At 69.3% G+C, this 13923-nt stretch carries 13 protein-coding genes and 1 pseudogene; all 14 read left to right on the plus strand.

From position 1 onward, the window contains the following. Nucleotides 1-6: 6 nt before the first annotated feature. The 14 genes and pseudogenes from GO999_RS13960 to glyS all read left to right on the plus strand — a co-directional run bounded on the left by GO999_RS13960 (nt 7) and on the right by glyS (nt 13904). Nucleotides 7-903 (plus strand): DUF1571 domain-containing protein, encoded by an 897-nt coding sequence (locus tag GO999_RS13960; protein ID WP_011000493.1) that lies wholly within the window; start codon nt 7-9, stop codon nt 901-903. A 201-nt stretch (nt 904-1104) separates the two neighbouring features. After that, on the plus strand, nt 1105-1242 hold the full coding sequence (locus GO999_RS13965; protein WP_019717553.1) for a hypothetical protein: 138 nt from the start codon (nt 1105-1107) through the stop codon (nt 1240-1242). A gap of 55 nt (nt 1243-1297) precedes the next feature. Next, a protein-coding gene (locus GO999_RS13970) for an IS5-like element IS1421 family transposase (RefSeq protein WP_086004752.1) occupies nt 1298-2100 on the plus strand; the annotation gives its coding sequence in 2 pieces (ribosomal slippage) (nt 1298-1625 and nt 1625-2100; 804 coding nt in all). A gap of 9 nt (nt 2101-2109) precedes the next feature. Further along, nucleotides 2110-2570 (plus strand): annotated as a pseudogene (locus tag GO999_RS25040) (OmpW/AlkL family protein); the annotation flags it as partial. Between the two features lie 109 nt (nt 2571-2679). Continuing rightward, nucleotides 2680-3681 (plus strand): NAD(P)/FAD-dependent oxidoreductase, encoded by a 1002-nt coding sequence (locus GO999_RS13980; RefSeq protein ID WP_021156024.1) that lies wholly within the window; start codon nt 2680-2682, stop codon nt 3679-3681. Nucleotides 3682-3771: 90 nt separating this feature from the next. Then, nucleotides 3772-4128 carry a hypothetical protein gene (locus GO999_RS13985; protein WP_064477525.1) on the plus strand — a complete coding sequence of 119 codons (357 nt, stop codon included), beginning with the start codon at nt 3772-3774 and terminating at the stop codon, nt 4126-4128. A 63-nt stretch (nt 4129-4191) separates the two neighbouring features. Next, the gene (gene miaB / locus GO999_RS13990; protein ID WP_064047614.1) at nt 4192-5565 is read left to right on the plus strand and encodes a tRNA (N6-isopentenyl adenosine(37)-C2)-methylthiotransferase MiaB; all 1374 of its coding nucleotides are present in this window, start codon (nt 4192-4194) and stop codon (nt 5563-5565) included. A gap of 11 nt (nt 5566-5576) precedes the next feature. Further along, the gene (locus GO999_RS13995) at nt 5577-6554 is read left to right on the plus strand and encodes a PhoH family protein (protein WP_011000489.1); all 978 of its coding nucleotides are present in this window, start codon (nt 5577-5579) and stop codon (nt 6552-6554) included. 2 nt (nt 6555-6556) lie between these two features. Next, nucleotides 6557-7324 carry an rRNA maturation RNase YbeY gene (gene ybeY / locus GO999_RS14000; protein WP_011000488.1) on the plus strand — a complete coding sequence of 256 codons (768 nt, stop codon included), beginning with the start codon at nt 6557-6559 and terminating at the stop codon, nt 7322-7324. 172 nt (nt 7325-7496) lie between these two features. Further along, the gene (locus GO999_RS14005; protein WP_011000487.1) at nt 7497-8393 is read left to right on the plus strand and encodes a CorC family transporter; all 897 of its coding nucleotides are present in this window, start codon (nt 7497-7499) and stop codon (nt 8391-8393) included. A 79-nt stretch (nt 8394-8472) separates the two neighbouring features. Beyond that, nucleotides 8473-9984, plus strand: coding sequence for an apolipoprotein N-acyltransferase (gene lnt, locus GO999_RS14010; RefSeq protein ID WP_028852616.1), 1512 nt, complete (start codon nt 8473-8475; stop codon nt 9982-9984). A gap of 153 nt (nt 9985-10137) precedes the next feature. Then, complete coding sequence (gene glyQ, locus GO999_RS14015) at nt 10138-11115, plus strand: glycine--tRNA ligase subunit alpha (protein WP_019717548.1); 978 nt, start codon at nt 10138-10140, stop codon at nt 11113-11115. Further along, nucleotides 11112-11747: a hypothetical protein gene (locus tag GO999_RS14020; RefSeq protein WP_058908520.1), complete on the plus strand. Its 636-nt coding sequence runs from the start codon at nt 11112-11114 to the stop codon at nt 11745-11747. Before glyQ ends, GO999_RS14020 begins: the two co-directional genes overlap by 4 nt. A gap of 63 nt (nt 11748-11810) precedes the next feature. Then, nucleotides 11811-13904, plus strand: coding sequence for a glycine--tRNA ligase subunit beta (gene glyS / locus GO999_RS14025; protein ID WP_211906324.1), 2094 nt, complete (start codon nt 11811-11813; stop codon nt 13902-13904). Nucleotides 13905-13923 lie beyond the last annotated feature (19 nt).

The raw sequence follows: 13923 nt of genomic DNA on the forward strand, positions 1-13923 counted from the left end.
ACCGGCATGCAGATCCGCCCGCTCGCCGCCGCCATGCTCTTGGCCTGGGCGGCCTGCGCCTGGGCCCAGCCGCGGTCCGCGCCCGACGGCGATGCCTCCGGGGCCGCCGCGCAAGCACCGCAGGCCGTCGCCGCGTTCGCCGCAATGGACACGTCGGCGCAGGCGGCCTGGCTCGGCGCGCACGTGCGCGACGGCAGCCTGGCCGGCTGGCCCGATGCAGAAGTCCTCGCCATGGCCCGCGCCATGCGGCCCGACACCCTGGCACGCTGGCTGCGCGCCGAGGTCGCCGGGCTGCCCGAATATGCCTACCGGATACGGCGCCAGGAGCGCGTCAAGGACCACTGGCAACGCCAGCCCTCGATCATGGACATCCGCTACCGCGACGCGCCGCGCCAGGTCTACGCGCGCTGGCTCAAGGGCGGCGCCCACGCCGGGCAGGAGATCCTCTACGACGAGACCATCCGCAAGGACGAAGTGCTCGGCCACCTGGGCGGCCTGCTCGGCTTCGCGACCCTCTGGAGCGCGCTGGACGGCCCAATCGTCCGGGCGCAGTCGAACCACACGGCGCGCGAGCTCGGCCTGCAGTTCATCGTCGATACGCTCGAGCGCGACGGCCGGGCCTACGCGGCGGCCGGACGCAGCGGCCGCTTCGACGAGGCCCGGATCGTCACCGAGGGCGGCCTGCGCATGCTGCGGCTGACCTGGGACGCCCCCGCCGGTCCGCCCGCGTTCTACGCCAAGCGCGTGCGCCTGTATTTCGACCTCAGGCACCCCTGGGTGCGCGCCGAAGACGCATGGGACGAATCGGGCCGGCAGCTGGAGAAAATCGTGATTGAAAACGTCACGCGCAAGACCTGGAACGACCAGACTTTCGACCCGAAAAATCCGGAATACAAATTTTAAAAACAGCCCGCAGCGCTTTGTTTTACAAGGCTCCGCCACCCGGCGGAGGCGACGCGCAGGCCCGTAGGGGAAACCCCTGTGGCATGCACGCCAGCTAGAGGAAAACCTCGGTCAATGCAGTGAAATCGCTGCGTTATGCTGCGCAAACAAACCGCCACGCCGCTGGCGACATAACAACCACATGCAGAGAGACACCACCCCATGATCCACAATGCCCGCCGCTTCGGGGCCGTCTTTGCCTGCGCCGCCTCCTGCATCCTTGCCACCCCGGTCGCCCAGGCACAGGCGAGCACCGAAGCCGGCGCGAGCGCCAGCACCGGCGGCTTCATGGACGACTAAGTGCCGCTAACAAAACCAAGTCATCGAACGCAGGTGGTTGAGCGTTGTTGTTGGCATGGCACGAAAGAAGATCAGCAATGAACTGTGGAAGGCATTGCAACCGCTGCTGCCGGTTGTGGAGCCTTCGACCAAAGGCGGTCGTCCGCGCGTGGATGATCGGGCGGCGCTCAACGGCATCCTGTTTGTTCTGCATACCGGTATCCCGTGGGAAGACCTGCCTAAAGAACTGGGCTTTGGCAGCGGCATGACGTGCTGGCGTCGCCTGCGGGAGTGGCAGGCCAACGGCGTTTGGGAGCGGCTGCATTTGGCTCTGCTCAAGCGCCTACGCGAACACGACCAGATTGACTGGAGCCGAGCCAGTGTCGACGGTGCAACGGTGGCCAGCCCCCGGGGGGCGAGCAGACGGGGCCGAATCCAACAGATCGCGGCAAGCTCGGTAGCAAGCGCCATCTCGTCGTAGATCGGCGCGGCGTGCCGTTGGCGCTGATGGTCACCGGTGCCAATCGTCACGACTCGGTGGTGTTCGAGGTGCTCGTTGACGCCATCCCGAGCGTGCCAGGACTCGATGGCCGCCCGCGATGCCGCCCCGACAAGCTTCACGCGGATAAGGGATACGACTTCGCGCGATGCCGCCGGCATCTGCGCAAGCGGGGCATGACTCCCCGGATCGCTCGCCGTGGCATCGAGAAGAACGACCGGCTCGGCAAGCATCGCTGGGTGGTCGAACGCACCCATGCCTGGCTTGCTGGATTCGGCAAGTTGCGCATTCGTTTCGAGCGTTCTCTTCAGACTCACCTCGCTTTGCTCACCCTGGCTTGCGCCGTCATCTGCGGACGATTTGTTGATCGGTTTTGTTAGCGACTCTAAGTCTGGGGCCGCAACATCATGGCCGTGGGCTGGTTCCACATCCGGCCGATCGACTCGGCCACGCCGCTCGCCACGACCACCAGTTCCCTGGGACTGGGCACCTGGCAGTCGCCGGGCACGGACGTCAGGGTCAGCAACGCCAACACGCTGTCGCTCACGTTCACGCACTTCTTCGACGACAACTGGGCCAGACGCTGCAACTGGGCATGGGGCAGATCCCGACCGGCCCCGGCAAGGTGAGCGCCGAGACCTCGAGCTCGTGGACGCCCACTGCCACGGTGGGCGTATCGTACGAGCTCGCCAAGAACTGGTTCGCTACCGGCACGGTGTCCTACCTGCCGCTGAAGACGACCTCGACCATCACCATCCGCAGCCAGCAGGGCCAGGTGCTGGCCACCAACAAGACCGACATCAAGGTCGACCCGGTCGTGTTCGGCCTGAACCTGGGCTACAAGTTCTGAGCCCCGGCCGCCCCCCGCGCCGACGCCACCTCCGGGTGGCGTTTTTCATTGGGCGGCGACCCGATATCATGGCGGGGTTTTGCCAACGCCCATCTCCGCCACGCCACCCATGACCCAGCCTTCCATCGCCATCGTCGGAGCCGGCATTGCCGGCGTAGCCTGTGCCAACGCGCTCGCCGCGGAGGGCATTTCCGCCACCGTCTACGAGCGCGGCGGCGGCGTGGGCGGCCGGCTGGCGACGCGGGTGCTGCCGGAAGGCGCCCCGACCCACGCCTTCGACCACGGCGCTCAGTCGTTCAACGTGCGCACCGAAGCCTTCCGCCGCGCCGTGGACGCCGCCCGCCGCCAGGGCCTGGTGATGCCCTGGCCGGCCCGCTGGGGCCACCGCACGGCCGACGGCCTGCAGGCCGATACGCGCGACGAGGCCCGCTACGTCGGCCAGCCCGGCATGAGCGCGCTGGTGCGCAGCCTGGCCACCCCGCTGGACGTGCGCCTCGGCCATGCCGTCACGCGCGTCGCGCACGCGGGCAAGGGGTGGACGCTGCATCGCGACGGCGCCGATGCCGCGCAGGCCGACCTGGTCGTGCTTGCGCTGCCCGCGCCCGAGCTGCCGGCCCTGTTCGACGATGGCGGCGCGCCGGCCACGCTGCGCGACGCCATCGCGCCGGTCCGCTACGCGCCGTGCTGGGCGCTGATGATGGGATTCGCCCAGCCGCTGCCCCTGCCCTATGACGGCATCCGCATCGACGACGACATGCTGGCCTGGGCCGCCCGCGACAACACCAAGCCGGGCCGCGTGATGGTCGACGAATCCTGGGTGGTGCACGCCTCGCCCGGCTGGTCGGCGGCGCACGCGGGCGATACGCCCGAACAGGCGCTGCACGCCATGCACGCCCGCTTCGCCGAGGCCTTCCCCGGCACGCCCGAGCCCACCGTCATGGCCGCGCACCTGTGGCCGTACGCGCTGGTGGAGCAGTCCGCCGGCACCCCGTGCCTCTGGGACGCCGCCAGCCGCCTGGGTGCCTGCGGCGACTGGTGCGAGGGGCCGCGCGTGGAGGCCGCCTTCCTGAGCGGTGTGGCATTGGCCGCAAAGATCGCCGAAGCGCTATAGGAAAACGCCGCCGGGCGTTACAATCTCAGGCTGTCTCGTGTTTCGTGTGCCGGGTCGCTCACCCGGCGGTGGACTGTTCCTGACGACGCCATGCGTACCCGACGCCAAGTCCTTGCTCTCGCCTGCGCCGCATTCGCGGCCGCGGTGCCCCTGCTGACCGCCCATGCGCAGGTGCTGCGCAACATCCCGGCGGACGCCCCGCGCGCCAAGCTGACCGTCACCTCGGTCAATACCGGCACGCTCGACGGCGGCCTCATCAGCAGCGGCACGGAAATCCGCTTCGCGCCGGGCGTGCGGATCATCTCGCAGGAGGGGCGCCTGCTGCCGACCAGCTCGCTGGTCGGCCAGACGCTCAAGGTGCGCTACAAGCTCGACCTGTACCAGCAGTTGCTGACCGCCTGGGCCGTCAGCGACGACGAGTACAAGACGGCGGCGAGCAGCCAGTAAGCCAACCGGGGGCCACCCGCCCCGCGAAGCACGTGCCCCCAGGTCAACCACTGCGAACGGCACATGAAAAAAGTCTTCATCAAAACCTTCGGCTGCCAGATGAACGAGTACGACTCGGACAAGATGGCCGACGTTCTCAACGCCGCTGAAGGTCTCGTCCCCACCGACACGCCCGAAGACGCGGACGTGATCCTCTTCAACACCTGCTCGGTGCGCGAGAAGGCGCAGGAGAAAGTGTTCTCCGACCTCGGCCGCGTCAAGGCGCTCAAGGCGCGCAACCCGGACCTCGTGGTCGGCGTGGGCGGCTGCGTGGCGAGCCAGGAAGGCGCCTCCATCGTGGCGCGCGCGCCCTACGTCGACGTGGTCTTCGGCCCGCAGACGCTGCACCGCCTGCCGGAGCTGATCGACGCGCGCCGCCGCACGGGCCGCCCGCAGGTGGACGTGTCCTTCCCCGAGATCGAGAAGTTCGACCACCTGCCGCCCGCGCGCGTGGAAGGCCCAAGCGCGTTCGTCTCGATCATGGAGGGCTGCTCGAAATACTGCAGCTACTGCGTGGTGCCTTACACGCGCGGCGAAGAGGTGTCGCGCCCGTTCGAGGATGTGCTGGCCGAGGTGGCCGGCCTGGCCGAGCAGGGCGTGCGCGAAGTCACGCTGCTGGGCCAGAACGTCAACGCCTACATCGGCAAGATGGGCGACACCAGCGAGCGTGCGGACTTTGCCCTGCTGCTCGAATACGTGGCCGAGATTCCCGGCATCGAGCGCATCCGCTACACCACCAGCCACCCGAAGGAATTCACCGCGCGCCTGATCGAGGCCTACGCCACCAACCGCAAGCTGGTCGACCACCTGCACCTGCCCGTGCAGCACGGCTCCGACCGCATCCTGATGGCGATGAAGCGCGGCTACACGGTGCTCGAGTACAAGAGCATCATCCGCAAGCTCCGCGCGATCCGGCCGGACATCTCGATCGCCACCGACTTCATCGTCGGCTTCCCCGGCGAGACCGATGCGGACTTCGCCAAGACCATGGACCTCGTCCACGAGATCGGCTATGACAACTCGTTCAGCTTCATCTACAGCCCGCGCCCCGGCACGCCGGCCGCCAATCTGCACGACGACACGCCGCACGCCGTCAAGCTCGAGCGCCTGAAGCACCTGCAGGCGACCATCGACGCCAACATGGCGCGCATCAGCGAAGGCATGGTCGGCAGCGTGCAGCGCATCCTGGTCGAAGGCCCGTCGCGCAAGGACCCGAGCGAGCTGCACGGCCGCACCGAGAACAACCGCGTGGTCAACTTCGCCCTGCCCGATCTACCGCAGGCGCGCCGCGACCAGCTGGTCGGCCAGATGCTGGACGTGCGCATCGTGCATGCGTATCCGCACTCGCTGCGCGGGGACGTGGTTGAACAGCGCCCGGACGGCGTGACCCAGCACTAGGCACACCCATCTTGAACAAAGCGAAACCCCACGAGTTCGTCGCCCCGCGCGACGACAACGCGCGCCTGCAGAACCTGTGCGGGCCGCTCGATGAAAACCTGCGCCAGATCGAGCAGGCACTCGACGTATCGATCATCCGCCGCGGCCATCGCCTGACGGTGCGCGGCGAGCAGGCCGCCCAGGCGGTGGCGGCGCTGGAGCTGTTCTACAACCAGGCGCGCGAGCCGCTGACGGTGGACGACGTGCAGCTCGGCCTGATCGAGACGCGCCCGCTGTCCGAGCGCATTCCGGTGGAAGCCCCCAACGGCGCGGACGAATCGCCCGTGCTGCACACGCGCCGCACCGACCTGCACGGCCGCACCCCGGCGCAGCGCGAATACTTGCGCAGCATCCTGTCGCACGACCTGTCGTTCGGCATCGGCCCGGCGGGCACCGGCAAGACCTACCTGGCCGTCGCCTGCGCGGTGGATGCGCTGGAGCGCGACGCCGTCAAGCGCATCGTGCTGACGCGCCCGGCCGTGGAAGCCGGCGAGCGCCTGGGCTTCCTGCCCGGCGACCTCGCGCAGAAGGTGGACCCGTACCTGCGCCCGCTGTACGACGCGCTGTACGACCTGCTCGGCTTCGACAAGACGCAGAAGATGTTCGAGCGCCAGATGATCGAGATCGCGCCGCTGGCCTACATGCGCGGCCGCACGCTCAACCACGCCTTCATCATCCTGGATGAGGCGCAGAACACCACGCCCGAGCAGATGAAGATGTTCCTCACGCGCATCGGCTTCGGCTCCAAGGCGGTCATCACCGGCGACACCACGCAGATCGACTTGCCGCGCGGCCAGAAGAGCGGCCTGATCGAGGCGCAGCACGTGCTGCGCGACGTGCGCGGCGTGTCGATGACGCGCTTCTCCAGCGTCGACGTGGTGCGGCACCCGCTGGTCGCCCGCATCGTCGAGGCCTATGACGAATTCCATGCACAGCACAAGGACACCTGACCGTGGCTAAACCGAAGAAGACCCAACCCGCCGCCACCGCCCCCCGCGTCGACGTGTTCGACGCCAAGGGCAAGCCGAAGACGGTGGACGCCAGCGCCCTGCGCATCGCCTTCGCCGACGGCCGCAGCCTGCTCGTCAGCCTGCCGGACACGGCCGACGGCGCCATCACCCTGGTGGCCGAGCACGCCGATGCCGCCACGCACGCCATGCTGGCGCTACGCCCCGAGCACCACGACAGCATTACGCTGCGCATCGAGGCCGAGCCGGCCGCCGAAGCGGAAGACGCCGACGACGCGCTGGCCGGCGCCGAGATGCTCACGCTGGACCTGACCGTGCAGCACGGCGACGCGCTCAAGGCCGCCGCCCGCAAGGCACTCCCCAAGCAGAAGGACATCGAAGCGTGGATCGCGCCCGCGCTGTTCGCCGATGCGCAGCTCAACGTGCGCTTCGTCGACGAGGAAGAAGGCCGCACGCTCAACCACACCTATCGCGGCAAGGACTACGCCACCAACGTGCTGACCTTCTCCTACGCGGAGACCGAAGACGACCCGGTCGCCGCCGACATCGTGCTGTGCTGCCCGGTGGTCGAGCAGGAAGCCAAGGACCAGGGCAAGCCGCTGCGCGCCCACTACGCGCACCTGATCGTGCACGGCGCGCTGCACGCCCAGGGCTACGACCATGAAGACCCGGCCCAAGCCGAAGAAATGGAAGGCATCGAGACCGAGGTCCTCGCCGGGCTCGGCTTTCCCGATCCGTACGCGGACCGCTGACGCACAAAGCGCCGGCGCACGGCCCGGCGCGTCCGTGTGAAAGGCACGGCACCCACCCGGATGCCCCCTGCCGGAGCAACCGCCCGCGCCGCCGCACGGCGCCGGGCCGTCATCGGGAGGGCCTGCCTTTTGGTGTATGCTGGGCTGATGTGTAACAACGCGCCTTCGCGCCATGAATGATCCGTATCCCAGTCCGAAGCCAGCCGACAAACCCCGCTCGCTGCTGGAACGCCTGACCGATCTCATCTCGCCCGAGCCCGAGTCGCGGGCCGAGCTGCTGGAAATCCTCCAAGACGCGCACGCGCGCAACCTGATCGATGCCGACTCCCTGTCGATGATCGAAGGGGTCTTCCAGGTCTCCGACCTGTGCGCGCGCGACATCATGATCCCGCGCGCGCAGATGGACGCGATCAACATCGCCGACGCGCCCGCCGAATTCATCCCCTTCGTCCAGCAGGCCGCGCATTCGCGCTTCCCCGTCTACGAGGGCAGCCGCGACAACATCATCGGCATCCTGCTGGCCAAGGACCTGCTGCGCTACTACACGGACGAAGGCTTCGACGTGCGCGACATGCTGCGCCCGGCCGTGTTCATTCCCGAATCCAAGCGGCTGAACGTGCTGCTGCGCGACTTCCGCGTCAACCGCAACCACATCGCCATCGTCGTCGATGAATACGGCGGCGTGGCCGGCCTGATCACCATCGAAGACGTGCTGGAGCAGATCGTCGGCGACATCGAGGACGAATACGATTTCGACCAGGAGGAAGACAACATCCTCCCCACCGCCGACGGCCACATGCGCGTGCGCGGGCTGACCGAGATCAGCCAGTTCAACGAAGCCTTCGGCACGCACTTCTCCGACGAGGACGTCGACACCGTCGGCGGCCTGCTCGCCAACCACCTGGGCCGCGTGCCGCACCGGGGCGAGAAGATCGTGCTGGGCACGCTGCAGTTCGACGTGCTGCGCGCCGATGCGCGCCAGGTGCAGGTGCTGCTGGTGCGCCACCTCGCCGCACCCGCGCCGGGCGCCGCCGCCCCGGCCGACCCGTCCCGCTCCAACCCCGCCTGATCGCCTGAGTTCGTTTTCCGTGCGCGCTTTGTTCTCCTCTCCTGCCGCCGACACCGCTGGCCAGCAGGAAGCCCTGGCCGTGCCGCTTGCCCGGCTGCGCTTTGCCGCGCCGCTGGCGGCGCTGCTGGGTGTCATGCATACGCTGGCCTTCGCGCCCAACCGCTGGTGGTGGCTGCAGATCCTGTCGCTGGCCGGGCTGGCGGCGCTGGTCCGGCAGGCACCGCGCCTGCGCGACGTGGCCTGGGTCGGCTACGCCTTCGGGCTGGGCTGGTTCCTGTCGGGCATCTGGTGGCTGTACATCAGCATGCACGTCTACGGCGACATGCCGGCATGGATGGCCGCGGCCGCCGTGCTGCTGTTCTCGGCCTACCTGGCCCTGCACCCGGCGCTCGCGGCATGGCTGTGGCAGCGCCTCGCGCGCGGCCGCCGGCTGTCCGGCGCGGCCAGCGCGCTCGTGTTCGGCGCGGCGTGGCTCGTCTCGGAATGGCTGCGCGGCACGGAATGGACGGGCTTCCCCTGGCTCAACGGCGGTTATGCCCACACCGACGGTCCGCTGGCCGGCTATGCGCCGCTGGTCGGCGTGTATGGCGTCGTCGCGATCGCCGCGACGCTGGCCGGCCTGCTGTGCGCGGCCGCCGAGCGCCGGCTGCACTGGCTTGCCGGGCTCGCGGGCGTGGCCGTGCTGGCGGCCGGCTGGCCGCTGCACACCATCGCGTGGACCCAGCCGGTGGGCAAGCCGATCACCGTGCGGCTGCTGCAGGGCAACGTGCCGCAGGACGTGAAGTTCCAGCAGACCGGCATCGACCACTCGCTGGCGCTGTACACCAAGATGGTGACCGAGCAGCCCGCCCAGCTGGTGGTGACGCCCGAGACGGCCTTCCCGATCCTGCTCCAGGACATGCCGCAGGAGATCGCGCTGGCCATCCGCACCTATGTGGACACGACCGGCTCCAGCGTGCTGTTCGGCGCGGCCAACGCGGATTCGGCAGTGGACTACACCAACAGCGCGTTCGGCGTCGGCCCGTGGTTCAAGGGGGTGTATCGCTACGACAAGCACCACCTCGTGCCCTTCGGCGAATTCATCCCGTTCGGCTTCCACTGGTTCGTCCACATGATGAACATGCCGCTCGGCGACTTCCGCCGCGGCCTGCCGGTGCAGCCGCCCATGCCGGTGGCCGGCCAGCGCGTCGCGCCCAACATCTGCTACGAGGACTTGTTCGGCGAGGAGATCGCCGCATCGCTGCGCCAGGCGGAACGGCCGGCCACGATGCTCGCCAACGTGACCAACCTGGCCTGGTTCGGCGACACCATCGCGCTGGACCAGCACCTTCAGATCTCGCGCATGCGGGCCCTGGAGAGCGGCCGGCCGATGCTGCGCGCGACCAACACCGGCGCCACCGCCGTGGTGCGTCCGGACGGCAGCGTGCAGGCGCGGCTGCCCGTGTTCACGCTCGGCACGCTGCAGGCCGACGTGCAGGGCATGCAGGGCCTGACGCCGTTCGTGCGGACCGGCAACGCGCCCGCGCTGGGCGCCGGTGTGCTGGTGCTGCTGGCCGCGCTGGCGCGCCGCCGCCGCGCCGGAGCGGCGTAACCCGGCCCAGTCCGGCGGCTTTTCGCGCACTTTGCGGGACGCTGGACAAAAAACGCTAAAATTCAACGTTTTACGGCGGGGCGCCCAGGCACCCCGCCGCTGCATTCGACCGCCGCGCGGCGGCCTCGTCCGCGCCGGACCCTCGGGATCACCATGCTCACCTTCCAGCAACTCATCCTCAAGCTGCAGTCGTACTGGGACGCCCAGGGCTGCGCGCTGCTGCAGCCGATCGACCTCGAAGTCGGTGCCGGCACCTCGCACGTCCACACCTTCCTGCGCGCCATCGGCCCGGAGCCGTGGCGCGCCGCCTACGTGCAGCCGTCGCGCCGTCCCAAGGACGGCCGCTACGGCGAGAACCCCAACCGCCTGCAGCACTACTACCAGTACCAGGTGGTGCTCAAGCCCGCGCCCGAGAACATCCTCGACCTGTACCTCGGCTCACTCCAGGCGCTGGGGCTGGACCTCAAGCAGAACGACGTGCGCTTCGTCGAGGACGACTGGGAAAACCCCACGCTCGGCGCCTGGGGCCTGGGCTGGGAAGTCTGGCTCAACGGCATGGAAGTCACGCAGTTCACCTACTTCCAGCAGGTCGGCGGCCTCGACTGCAAGCCCATTACGGGCGAAATCACCTACGGCATCGAGCGCCTGGCGATGTACCTGCAGCAGGTCGAGAACGTCTACGACCTGGTCTGGACGGAGTGGGAAGAGCCGGGCCCCAACGGCCCCATCAAGCGCCGCCTGACCTACGGCGACGTCTATCACCAGAACGAAGTCGAGCAGTCGACGTACAACTTCGAGCACGCGGATACGGCCGTGCTGTTCCGCCGCTTCGCAGAACACGAGGCGGAGGCCAAGCGCCTGATGGGCGTGCGCGAGGAAGGCGCGGCCGACGACGGCGCAGCGGTGCCGCAGCTGGCGCTGCCCGCCTACGAGCAGGTGCTCAAGGCCGGCCACACCTTCAACCTGCTGGACGCGCGCGGCGCCATCTCGGTGACCGAGCGCGCCGCCTACATCGGCCGCATCCGCAACCTGTCGCGGCTGGTGGCGCAGGCCTACTACGACTCGCGCGAGCGCCTGGGCTTCCCGATGTGCGGCACGGCCGCGGCGCCGGCGGCCACGGAGGCCGCATGACGCTCGCTCGCACCCGGCGCGGCCTGGCCCTGCTGATGGCCGCCGCGCTGACCCTGCCCGCGGGGATCGCGCAGGCACGGCACCATCGGGCCGCCCGGCCGGCGCCGGCCGCCGACAAGGCCTTCACCGTGCCCGACAACCTGTCGCAGCTGTGCGTGGCCGACGCCAAGCCGCTGCAGCAGGCCCTGGCCGCCCAGTGGACGCCCGCGCCCGCCTCGCTCGACCAGTGGACCAGCCTGGCCCGCACCATCGCATGCGATCTCTCCGGCGCGCGCGACCTCGGCTGGCACCGCGTGCCGCTACGGACCTACGCGACCACCCTGCGCTTCCCCTTCTCCTGGACCGAATGGCAGGGCCCGAGCGGCAAGGCGCAGCGCCGCACGCGCGTGTTCCGCTCGTCGGCGCAGCTGCCGAGCCGGCTCGAATTCAACGTATCGGGCTCGCTGCAGGAGGTGCGCTACGACGCCCGCCGCGGCATGCTGAGCGCCCGCTTCCTGCGCCGCGAGGCCGCCACGCCGGCCGCGCCGCCGCCTCCGCCGGGCCAGTGCGCCGGCACGCAGCTGCAGTTCCAGCAGCAGAACGGCGTGTGGCTGCTGTCGGGCGTGGAGCCCGTGCCGGGCTCGCCCTGCTGAACCCAACACCGTAACCGCCGCCCGCGCGCGGCGCAGAACAACGACGTCTCTGATTCTTACGCTATGTCCACCCTCCTGATCGAACTGCTGACCGAAGAACTGCCGCCGAAGGCGCTGGCCCGCCTGGGCGAGGCGTTTGCGCAGAGCCTGTTCGACGGCCTGTCGGCGCAAGGCCTGCTCGAGGAAGGCGCGCAGGTGGAAGGCTTTGCCACCCCGCGCCGCCTGGCCGCGTCGATCACCGGCGTGCGCCGCGCCGCGCCCGACCGCGAGCTGCGCGAGAAGGTGCTGCCCGTCAACATCGCCTTCGACGCCGAAGGCAAGCCGACCGCGCCGCTGACCAAGAAGCTCGCGGCGCTCGCCAAGTCGATCGGCGTGGACACGATCGCGCCCGAATCGCTGGAGCGCGCGCCGGACGGCAAGGCCGAATCGCTGTTCCACCGCTACACCGCGCGCGGCGCCGTGCTGGCCGATGGCCTGCAGGCCGCGCTGTCGCAAACCATCGCCGGCCTGCCGATCCCCAAGGTGATGATCTACCAGCGCCCCAACGGCGACAACGTGCAGTTCGTGCGCCCGGCGCACCGCCTGATCGCGCTGCTGAACGACGAAATCATCCCCGCCGGCGTGCTGGGCCTGCAGTCGGGCAACGTCACGCTGGGCCACCGCTTCCTGTCGGCCGGCGAGATCATCATTCCGCACGCGACCGCCTATGCGAGCACGCTGAAGTCGCAGGGCAAGGTCATCGCCGGCTATGCTGAACGCAAGGAAGCCATCCGCGCCGAACTGCTGAAGGCCGCCGGCGCCGATACGGTGGTGATGCCCGAGGCGCTGCTCGACGAGGTCAATGCGCTGGTCGAATGGCCGGTGGTCTACCCCTGCCACTTCGAGGAACAGTTCCTCGCCGTGCCGCAGGAGTGCCTGATCCTGACCATGCAGACCAACCAGAAGTACTTTGCGCTGACCGACGCGCAGGGCCATCTGCGCAACCGCTTCCTGATCGTCTCCAACCTGGCCACCGAGACGCCGCAGGCCATCATCGAAGGCAACGAGCGCGTGGTGCGCCCGCGCCTGGCCGATGCCCGCTTCTTCTTCGAGCACGACAAGAAGAAGCCGCTGGCCGATCGCGTGCCACAACTCGCGCGCGTGGTCTACCACAACAAGATCGGCACGCAGCTCGAGCGCGTCTCGCGCCTGCAGGCGATCGCCGGCCAGCTGGCCGAGAAGCTCGGCGCGGACGTCGCGCACGCCTCGCGCGCGGCGCTGCTGGCCAAGGCCGACCTGCTGACCGACATGGTCGGCGAGTTCCCCGAGCTGCAGGGCACCATGGGCACCTACTACGCCCGCCACGACGGCGAGGCCGAAGACGTGGCGCTGGCCTGCTCCGAGCACTATCAGCCGCGCTTCGCCGGTGATGCGCTGCCCGGCACCGCCACCGGCACCGTGGTGGCGCTGGCCGACAAGCTGGAGACGCTGGTCGGCATCTGGGGCATCGGCCTGGCGCCCACCGGCGAGAAAGACCCGTTCGCCCTGCGCCGCCATGCGCTGGGCATCCTGCGCATGCTGATCGAGAAGCCGCTGGCGCTGGGCATCGCCGAAGTGCTGGAGGCAGCCGCCGCCAGCTTCGAGGGCATCGCCGCCGTCAAGCCGGACCTGGCCGCCATCACCGACTTCCTGTATGACCGCCTGCGCGGCTACCTGAAGGACAAGGGCTACAGCACCAACGAGGTGGAGGCCGTGGTCAGCCAGCGCCCGCAGCGCCTGGACGACATCGTCGCGCGCCTGGAAGCCGTGCGCGCCTTCGCCGCCCTGCCGCAGGCCGAAGCGCTGGCCGCCGCCAACAAGCGCATCACCAACATCCTGAAGAAGACCGACATCACCATCGGCTCGGTGCAGCCGCAGCTGCTCAGGGAAGACGCCGAGCGCGCGCTGCACCAGGCCGTCGCCATCTCGGAGCCGCACGTGCACGATGCCTTCGCGCGCGGCGACTTCACCACCGCGCTCAAGACGCTGGCCGGCCTGCGCGAAGCGGTCGACAGCTTCTTCGACGGCGTGATGGTGATGGCCGACGACACCGCGCTGCGCGACAACCGCCTGGCCCTGCTGGGCGAGCTGCACGGCCTGATGAACCGCGTGGCCGACATCTCCAAGCTGGCAGCGTAAGCCCTGCCCCGGAGCCCGA

This window comes from Ralstonia nicotianae (genome assembly GCF_018243235.1).
GTDB lineage: Bacteria > Pseudomonadota > Gammaproteobacteria > Burkholderiales > Burkholderiaceae > Ralstonia > Ralstonia nicotianae.

Coding starts and splice junctions, on each gene's coding strand:
- GO999_RS13960 (WP_011000493.1), top strand. CDS start 7: ATGCAGATCCGCCCGCTCGCCGCCGCCATGCTCTTGGCCTGGGCGGCC.
- GO999_RS13965 (WP_019717553.1), top strand. CDS start 1,105: ATGATCCACAATGCCCGCCGCTTCGGGGCCGTCTTTGCCTGCGCCGCC.
- GO999_RS13980 (WP_021156024.1), top strand. CDS start 2,680: ATGACCCAGCCTTCCATCGCCATCGTCGGAGCCGGCATTGCCGGCGTA.
- GO999_RS13985 (WP_064477525.1), top strand. CDS start 3,772: ATGCGTACCCGACGCCAAGTCCTTGCTCTCGCCTGCGCCGCATTCGCG.
- miaB (WP_064047614.1), top strand. CDS start 4,192: ATGAAAAAAGTCTTCATCAAAACCTTCGGCTGCCAGATGAACGAGTAC.
- GO999_RS14005 (WP_011000487.1), top strand. CDS start 7,497: ATGAATGATCCGTATCCCAGTCCGAAGCCAGCCGACAAACCCCGCTCG.
- glyQ (WP_019717548.1), top strand. CDS start 10,138: ATGCTCACCTTCCAGCAACTCATCCTCAAGCTGCAGTCGTACTGGGAC.
- GO999_RS14020 (WP_058908520.1), top strand. CDS start 11,112: ATGACGCTCGCTCGCACCCGGCGCGGCCTGGCCCTGCTGATGGCCGCC.
- glyS (WP_211906324.1), top strand. CDS start 11,811: ATGTCCACCCTCCTGATCGAACTGCTGACCGAAGAACTGCCGCCGAAG.